Source organism: Bacillus sp. UMB0893, from assembly GCF_002858905.1.
Taxonomy (GTDB): Bacteria; Bacillota; Bacilli; order Bacillales; family Bacillaceae; genus Bacillus_P.
The window spans coordinates 1-8879 of sequence record NZ_PKLB01000019.1 but is presented as its reverse complement, the minus strand read 5'-3'; the positions used below and the strand labels follow the sequence as shown (position 1 = coordinate 8879).

Below are 8879 nucleotides of genomic sequence, written 5' to 3'. Positions count from 1 at the left end.
CTCAATTTGTTGCTGACTTCAAAAATTTAAAACGTTTGGTACGCTTTTGGTTTTGTTTAGTTTTCAAAGATCATCTTGCTTCAAGAGCAACTTTTAAATCATACTATACTAGATTCATAAAGTCAACATCTTTTTTGAAGTTTCATATTGACGCTCATTTGCGACAACAGATATTAATATACCACGATAACAATGTGTCGTCAACGTTTTTTTAATAGTATTTTCATATCAATGCCTTTCTCGTAAAAAGCACAAGAGTTAATATACCAACCCACGAGCTTAAAGTCAACAAAAAAAGAGATGCCGCAGCACCTCTTTTTTTGTTTATTCTATTATCCTGCTAAAAAGACGAAATATAGAATGAAGATTACGAACAGTCCATACATAATTGGATGAATCTCTTTTGCTTTTCCTTTTACTATCATCGTAACAGGATAGAAGATGAATCCGATGGCAATTCCTGTTGCAATGCTGTACGTTAACGGCATAGCGATGATTGTCAAGAACGCCGGAACAGCAATCTCAAAGCGGTTCCAGTCAATTTTTCCAAGAGAAGAGACCATAAGAATACCTACTATAATTAATGCAGGAGCTGTAACTGGCGCTGTGATGACACTCAGCAGCGGCGAGAAGAACAAAGCGAGCAAGAACAGACCAGCTGTTACGACAGAAGCAAATCCTGTTCTCGCGCCTGCAGCTACACCCGCAGAAGATTCTATATAAGATGTAGTAGTAGATGTACCTAAAATAGATCCGATTACTGTTGCTGCTGAATCAGCAAATAGTGCTTTGCTGGCTCTTGGCAGTTTGTTTTCTTTAATCAGTCCAGCCTGATTGGCAACAGCTACAAGAGTGCCCGCAGTATCAAAGAAGTCTGCAAAAAGGAATGTCAGAATGACCACAAGCATTTGAAGCGTGAACAGCTGATCAAGATTTTGGAACGCTGCGCCAAACGTTGGCTCAAGACTTGGAACAGCTCCTACTACTTGAGTCGGCACATCAATTAATTGAAAGATCATGCCCACAATTGCTGTAAGGATCATTCCATAGAAGATTCCGCCATTAATACGTTTAACCATAAAGATGACTGTGATAAAAACCCCAAAAATAGCAAGCAGTGCATTTCCGTCTTTCAGATTCCCAAGACCCACTAACACTGCATCATTATTTGTGATGATGCCTGCATTCTGAAAACCAACAAAAGTGATAAATAATCCGATACCCGCTCCAACTGCGTGTTTTAATTCTTCCGGAATTGAGTTGATAATTTTTTCACGAAGACCTGAAGTTGTTAAAACAATAAAGATCAATCCGGAAACAAGTACACCTGATAACGCTGTCTGCCAAGGAATGCCAAGTGTAAGGACAACTGTAAAAGCAAAGAAAGCATTTAATCCCATACCCGGTGCAAGCGCAATCGGATATTTGGCTATCAGCCCCATCAGCAATGACCCAATTGCAGCAGCAAGAGCTGTCGCTGTAAACACAGCTCCCTGGTCCATTCTTAGTTCATTTGGGAAATCAGGCACTGACGCAAGGGAGAGTGTCAGCGGATTAACAAATAAAATATAAGCCATTGATAGAAAGGTCGTTAACCCTCCGATAAATTCACGGCGGTAGTTCGTGCCCAGCTCCTCAAATTGAAAATACTTTTTCATGTAAAAGTCCTCCTAATATCTTCACGCCGTTTTAAGAAGGGGGCCCATTAAAAAAGGTATAATGGCATAAATAACGCTCCTTTATGTAAAGGAGCGCTTGACGACAATGATATTAGATAGGACGAGCCACCAGGAAAATCTAATGACAGCCGTCTTATGTAACACCTCGTAGTCAAGCTCTTTACGGTAGCTTGGTAGAAACTTTTGGGCCATATCCCCAACTTTATACGACGTATTTAGACAATTTTTTTGTACCCTCATTTTAACAGCATAGGTATAAAGTCGTCAACGAAAAAACGAACATTTATTATAAAATGTTCGTTTTCGTTCGTCTATTCCCATTCAATTGTTGCTGGCGGCTTACTTGTAATGTCATAAACGACACGGTTTATATGCTTTACTTCGTTTACAAGACGAGTCGAAATAATCTCCAAAACGTCCCAAGGGATTCGCGCCCAATCTGACGTCATGCCATCGATTGATGTTACCGCACGGATGCCGATTGTGTAATCGTATGTTCTCGCATCACCCATAACTCCTACGCTTCGGATGTCAGGAAGAACGGTAAAGTATTGCCATATGTCCTTTTCAAGATCCGCTTTCGCGATTTCCTCGCGCAGGATCGCATCTGACTCTCTGACAATCTCCAGTTTTTCTTCGGAAATGGCTCCTAATACACGAATGCCAAGACCTGGTCCCGGGAAAGGCTGGCGCCATACGATAGCGTCAGGTATGCCAAGCTCTGTACCCAATGCGCGCACTTCATCTTTAAATAGCGTATTCAGAGGTTCAATCAATGTAAACTGCATGTCCTCTGGAAGTCCGCCGACATTATGATGAGATTTAATCGTTTGAGCTGTAGCCGTTCCGCTCTCAATAATATCTGTATAAAGGGTTCCTTGCGCTAAAAATTCAATGCCTTCAAGTTTTGTTGCTTCATCATCAAATACATAGATAAACTCATTACCGATGATTTTGCGTTTTTGCTCAGGATCGGAAACGCCACTTAATTTCTCCATGAATCGATCTTTTGCATCCACTTTAATGACGTTCATATTAAAGCCTTCGCTGAAGGTCTTCATAACACCCTCTGCCTCATCCTTGCGAAGCAAACCGTGATCAACAAAAATACATGTAAGCTGATCGCCGATTGCTTTATGAATCAAGACCGCAACAACAGAAGAATCGACTCCTCCGCTTAAAGCACAAAGAACTTTTTTATCGCCGACCTGCTCGCGGATTTTTTGCAGTTCCATTTCAATGAAGTTTTCCATTGACCACTCTGCTGAACAGCCGCAAACTCCAAAGACAAAGTTTTTAAGCATATCATTTCCGAACTCAGAGTGGCGGACTTCAGGATGAAATTGAACCCCATAAAGCTGACGTTCCTCGTTGCTGATTGCTGCAAAAGGACATGCTGGGCTCGTAGCATCAACTGTAAAACCATTTGGGATATCTGCTACTAAATCACCATGGCTCATCCATACAATCTGCTGTTCTGGCAAATCTGCAAATAAAGCGGATTTTCCTTGAATGTTCAAAGTCGCTTTGCCATATTCACGATGGTTAGCCGCTTCAACTTTACCGCCTAAGTAGTGTGTCATCAATTGCATGCCGTAGCATATGCCGAATACAGGAATTCCAAGATCAAAAATTCTTTCATCACAGCGGAACGCCTGATCGCCGTAGACACTGTTAGGACCTCCAGATAAAATGATACCTTTAGGATTCATTTTTTTAATCGTTTCAGCTGTCAATGTATGCGGGTGAAGCTCGCTGTAAACACCAAGCTCACGAATCCGACGGGTAATTAATTGATTATATTGACTTCCAAAATCCAATACTACAACCATTTCTTCTTGCATATTTATCACGGGTGGTCACCTCATTCGAAAGATATCCGCCTTATATGAAAAGGAGGAGCATTACAATAGAAAAGCGGAACCGCCTGTTTAGCCCCGACAGGCATAAAAGGATCCGACGGTGAAGTCCGGTTTTGACTTCAGCGGCGGAGCCGTTATGACCGAGGGGTTAGGCGGCGGAACTAGACACTGATGCATTTTTTGCTTACTTATCAAAAAAAGTCAGAACTATACCTTCGCTCCAAAAAGAAAAGAAGGCAGAATTCTGACTTTTGCACTCGTCTATTCTGCCTTCATAGTCAGATTATTTGCGGCAATCCGGTAGAGACTCTCGAACCATATTATCGAGGATATATGAAGGATAAGTACTATTAATTTCCCCTATTCTAACAATGCCCCGTCATTCGGTCAAGATGCTATCCTTTTAATTAAATTTTCCCACAATTTCATTGATTTTATCCATTCTTCTTTCGAATTATCACCGCGATAGAGAGATTTTTCATAGCTTGCCGTAAGTCTGCTCATATCCCGAACGTCAAAAAACGAATCGACATAGCGCGCATAATCACGGAGCGTTTGCCCTTCCAGTCGCTTTAATCCATATCGCTCAAGCTGTTTTAATAATGCGACATACGCCTGATCGTACACCTTATCATCTTTTCGATGCTTGTATTTGTGCAAGATAATATAAGGCATCCATCTAAGCCTCGTCTTGTATAAAACAAAGAGAATCAAAGCAGCAGCACTTAGTATGATGTAGAAGGTCGTGCTGCCAATTTGGATATTGAACGGCCATGAACTGCTATTTTTGCTGCTCGGCTGAGAAGCTCCATCATTTTCCTCTGAACGCGGTGTCTGTTCAGGCTGTGATTGTTCTGGCGTTTCGGTTTCTGTACTGCTCTGGCTATTTGTATTAAAAGTAAAATCGTATGGGTTCGTAAAACTTTTTGTCGGTTCAAAAGGCACCCATCCGATGCCGCTAAAATAAACCTCTACCCAAGAGTGGGCATTATTGTTCGTGATTTGGTACTCTTTTTCATTGCCTCCAAGGTTTTGAACAAATGCGCCATCTGAATAGCCTTTTACCCAGCGCGCGGGAATATCAGCAGCTCGGAGCAAAACGATCATCGAGGTTGAAAAGTTATCACAATATCCTTTAAAAGTTTCAAATAGAAACTGATCAACATAATCCTCCTCACCTCTTGGAACAGAGACATCTGTCGTTTCATAGGTGAATTGAGGTCCTCCAAGGTACGATTCAATCGATTTAGCTTTATCATAGTGGTTCCCGTTTTCAGAAGTTAATTCAGCCGCTAAGTCACGGACCCTCTGCGGAAGTTCCTCTGGAAGCTGTGTGTATCTGGAAGCAATATCTTCAGGTGTTCCTTCATTTGAAGTGATTTTCCTAAGCTCATCGATTTTATAGGAAGGAAACTCATATGACACATTATAAGATTCCGGCGGAAAAGTACCGCGGTTCTCAGCCAGCCGTGGTTCAGCCAATTCTGTCAGAGGGTTTACATCTATAACCGATTCACGCGGCAATCTTACTGACTTGATTCCTGCCGGATAAATAATATGGTCATATCGATAGCTGGACTCAATGTCGACACTTGCCGTTAAAGGGATTGTATCAACTCCTTCTTCCGTGTATGGAAGAGTGATATTATCCGGCTCCATTAATACTGATTCAGCTTCAGGATCAGATACATCCCACCCTTTACCTGTATAAAGATCCTTCGATTCCACTCTCCAATAGTGACGATCTTCTGTTACTGCCGTAAAGACGGGCGTATTATCTGAAACAAATGCCCCGCCCAGCTGTTCATCATTCGGACCGTACCCTATTTTATTGACTGAGCCATTCGGTCCTTCATCTGAACTGCCGTATGCAGTCAAATAAGGAACAGGATCCGGCCACTGCGGTTCTGCCTTTGGCGCAAGAATGCCAATCAGTGCAGCGCTGGCAATTAAGGCAGTTAACGGAAGCACCCATTTTAATGTCATATAGCTTTGCCCTTTTATTCGTTCAAGAACCTTCAGCCTTTCTAAATAAAGCAGGCCTATTAAAACAAATCCAATTACTACGATTCTTACAATTGCAAAGCTTGCATCATACTCAGTAAATGTATCAAGCACAGTAATATAAACAAGGGTGATGATAAAAAAGAACATGATCCGCTTTTGAAAAATGATCCAGTAATTGATTAAGTAGACTAACAGCCATAATAAAATAAAGAACAGCAGTGTACGAAACGGTGATGTAATATCCATCCAGCTGGCATCCAGCATTAACGCTGCATTATCTATGATATCTCCAATAAATATCGCTAGCCATGCAGGGTTGAAAAAAGAACCTTCAAAAAACAAAAGATGCAGCACAAACAGAAGGTAAAAGATTTTAACCGAAACGGCCACATACCAGCGGGACTTAATGGAGATAAAAAGGAAGCTTAATCCGATAAAAATAACAAACACAAACGTATTTCCCGTTTCTGTGAAATCTTGCAGAGGCCTCAGCCATTCCCATAGCAGAAGGAAAGCAAAGCCATAATAGATGTAGATGGGTGTCTGTTTTTCAAGGTTCACACTCACAGCATACTCACCTCTTTGAATGAATCTTCAAAACTACCTGAGTTCACTGCCTTTGTCATAATTCTTCGTTTCATCAAACGATCCATCATAACTTTTTCTTCACTTGATATTTTTTCTGATTTTCCTTTTACTAGAAAAACGATCATTGAAAGATTACGGCTTCCCATAAGTTCAAGCTTTCTTACTAAATCGAGTGATAAGCTTCCTGTTACAAGCAGGGGTGTCACATTTTTTGATTGCCAAACAGGGAGTTCAGATTCAGCGATATCAGCAAATGAACGTTCACTGTCACAGTCTGCTTTTGCAAGATGATAAAAAATTTGCTGCAAGTGCTGCTCTGTTTCCTGCAAGGAGAAAACTGTTTTTTCCCTGCCGGCGGATACAAACCCAATTTTTGCGCCGCTTTTTATTATCGCTCTTGCCAGTGATGCGGAAAACGTTACAATTTCTTCGAAGACAGCTGACTTGACCCGATCCATGATCACGACGACATCATGGCTTTGCATTTGTTCAAATTCCTTCGTCATAATGCGGTCTCGTCTTGCCGTTGCTTTCCAGTCAATCCATGAAAAACGGTCTCCTGGCTGGTATTCCCGTATCCCAATCGCCATTGTCGTATCCTGCCAGAATTTAGCTTTTGAATTTATTGCGCCTTGTTCAAATTGCTTTTCATTTTGCCGGTATTTCAGGTCAACAGTATGTGGATAGACGAGAAAGTAGTTTTCAGCTGCAAATGTCATTTCCTTATCAATAAGGCCAAACAAATCACCTGTTCGGACACGCACCTGGGTAAATCGGTGCTCTCCCCTCGGTATCCGTCCAAGCTCATATTGCATTGTGATGGTTTTCTTAAACCAAGGGAACAGAAGCTTTTTCGGTTCCTTCATACGTCTCTGTCCAGAAAGCTTCTCAGGTAAAACGTCTTCCACAATCAGATAGAACAGTGGAAATGGAACGCTCCTTTTAATCGTAATTCTCCCGATTAATTGATCCCCGACAGAAAATTGCTCTTGATTAATGGATCTCGTCACCTGAAAGGATCGGATTGGGTATAAAGCAATCAACAATGAGTAACAAGAGATTGGCAGAAAGCTGTAAAACAAAAACCAGCTGACAAATCCCCCTTGAAACATGGCGTATGCGAATGTGATCAGTGTAAAAAACAAGAGGCTTGCGAGCTTCCAGACATAGCGGAACTTAAGGAAAAAAGATCTCATTAACGGCTCATCGACCTTTGAACTGGCACAGGCGTTCTCGAAATAATATCCATGAGCAGCTGTTCAGCAGATTTCCCTTCATATTTCGCCTCTGATTTTAAGATCATTCTATGCGGAAGCGTAAATGGAGCGAGATTTTGAATATCGTCTGGAATGACATAGTCTCTTCCAAAAAGGAACGCATAGGCTTGTGCGGACTTCATAAGTGCGATGGATCCGCGGGGACTTGCACCTAAGTAGACAGAAGGATGTTTACGTGTCTTTGTAACAAGCTCAACGATATAGCGTTTTACCGTCTCATCGACATAGATGTTCTGAATTTCTTTTTGAAGCTCTACTAATTCTTCTTTTGTAATGACGGATTGAATGTGATGAATCGGTCTTTCTTTTTCTGCTTTGTTAAGAATTTCAAGTTCTTCACCTGGAGATGGGTATCCCATTCTAATCTTAAATAGGAAACGGTCCAGCTGTGCCTCTGGCAGCGGATAAGTTCCTTCGTATTCAATCGGGTTCTGCGTAGCCATGACAAAGAATGGCCTTCCGAGCGATTTTGTTACACCATCAACCGTCACATTAGCTTCTTCCATCCCTTCTAAAAGAGCGGATTGTGTTTTAGGTGACGTTCGGTTGATTTCATCTGCTAGTACAATATTGCCCATGATCGGACCAGGACGGTATTCGAACTCTAGTGTTTTCGGATTATAAATAGAAACTCCTGTTACATCAGAAGGCAATAAATCAGGAGTGAATTGGATTCGTTTAAAATCTGCCCCTACCGATTTGGCAAGAGATCTGACCATCATTGTTTTGCCGACGCCGGGTACATCTTCAAGCAGCACGTGGCCCTCTGCAAGAATCGCAACTAGACTCAACACTGCAACATCACGCTTTCCAACCATCACACGTTCAATATTTTCAATCACTTTACCGAGTTTTGGATGCATCGTTTCGTTTTGGGACATTCTAATCCTCCTAGTACCATTTATCGATAAGTTGCTTAACTTTAATATAATTCGGAATGAAATGACAAATTCCTGTTTCTTTTTACATTTTTAATATTCTTTTAACAATATCCAGGGAAGGGTGGGGAAACTTATTTTGGCACATTCTCACCATGAAATTGAATCAGCAGAGCGGCAGAATTGCCTTTCAGAGAATTGTTTAGTGATTATATATCACTCTGAATACCTCCTATTAAGACTTCTTTTCCTTTTAGGTAATTACCTCTCTCTAAACAATCCTTCTATTTCACTGACAAACTGTCCATCTTCAATCATATAGATTTTCGCGCAAAATTTTGCTGCAAACATGATATCGTATTCTTAAAATTGTTGAAAAGCCTTTGCTCCCTTGAGCAAAGGCTTTTTTTGCGAGTTACATTAATTATTTGGAACTAACTTTTAAGAGTACTATTATATTCTTTATCCAACTTATTTTTATAGTTTAATTCTGCAATGTTTTTTTCAGTCATCTCTCCCTCTATAAATATTGATATATCAACGGTTTGACCCGTTGGTGGGATGTCAAAAAAATATTTTTCGACAAAC

General features: G+C 41.0%; 5 protein-coding genes and 2 riboswitches. All 5 genes read right to left on the bottom strand.

Annotation, left to right across the window (positions count from 1 at the left end; genetic code table 11):
• Positions 1–332 precede the first annotated feature (332 nt).
• Positions 333–1658, bottom strand: a complete 1326-nt coding sequence (locus CYJ36_RS23330) for an NCS2 family permease (RefSeq protein ID WP_101569574.1) — start codon at positions 1656–1658, stop codon at positions 333–335.
• Positions 1659–1807: 149 nt separating this feature from the next.
• Positions 1808–1909: riboswitch (purine riboswitch) on the bottom strand.
• Positions 1910–1990: 81 nt separating this feature from the next.
• Positions 1991–3523: a glutamine-hydrolyzing GMP synthase gene (guaA, locus tag CYJ36_RS23325; RefSeq protein WP_101569575.1), complete on the bottom strand. Its 1533-nt coding sequence runs from the start codon at positions 3521–3523 to the stop codon at positions 1991–1993.
• 273 nt (positions 3524–3796) lie between these two features.
• Positions 3797–3898: riboswitch (purine riboswitch) on the bottom strand.
• 30 nt (positions 3899–3928) lie between these two features.
• Entirely contained in the window at positions 3929–6115 is a 2187-nt protein-coding gene (locus tag CYJ36_RS23320) for a transglutaminase TgpA family protein (protein ID WP_101569573.1), read from the bottom strand.
• A complete protein-coding gene (locus tag CYJ36_RS23315) occupies positions 6112–7332 on the bottom strand; it encodes a DUF58 domain-containing protein (RefSeq protein ID WP_101569572.1) in 1221 nt (406 codons plus the stop codon). Before CYJ36_RS23315 ends, CYJ36_RS23320 begins: the two co-directional genes overlap by 4 nt.
• On the bottom strand, positions 7332–8294 hold the full coding sequence (locus tag CYJ36_RS23310; protein ID WP_101569571.1) for an AAA family ATPase: 963 nt from the start codon (positions 8292–8294) through the stop codon (positions 7332–7334). The genes CYJ36_RS23315 and CYJ36_RS23310 overlap by 1 nt, the downstream gene beginning before the upstream one ends.
• Between the last annotated feature and the right edge of the window lie 585 nt (positions 8295–8879).

Bases quoted from the DNA above. Each gene is read 5' to 3' on its own strand.
- CYJ36_RS23330 (WP_101569574.1), bottom strand. From the start codon at position 1,658: ATGAAAAAGTATTTTCAATTTGAGGAGCTGGGCACGAACTACCGCCGT.
- guaA (WP_101569575.1), bottom strand. From the start codon at position 3,523: ATGCAAGAAGAAATGGTTGTAGTATTGGATTTTGGAAGTCAATATAAT.
- CYJ36_RS23315 (WP_101569572.1), bottom strand. From the start codon at position 7,332: ATGAGATCTTTTTTCCTTAAGTTCCGCTATGTCTGGAAGCTCGCAAGC.
- CYJ36_RS23310 (WP_101569571.1), bottom strand. From the start codon at position 8,294: ATGTCCCAAAACGAAACGATGCATCCAAAACTCGGTAAAGTGATTGAA.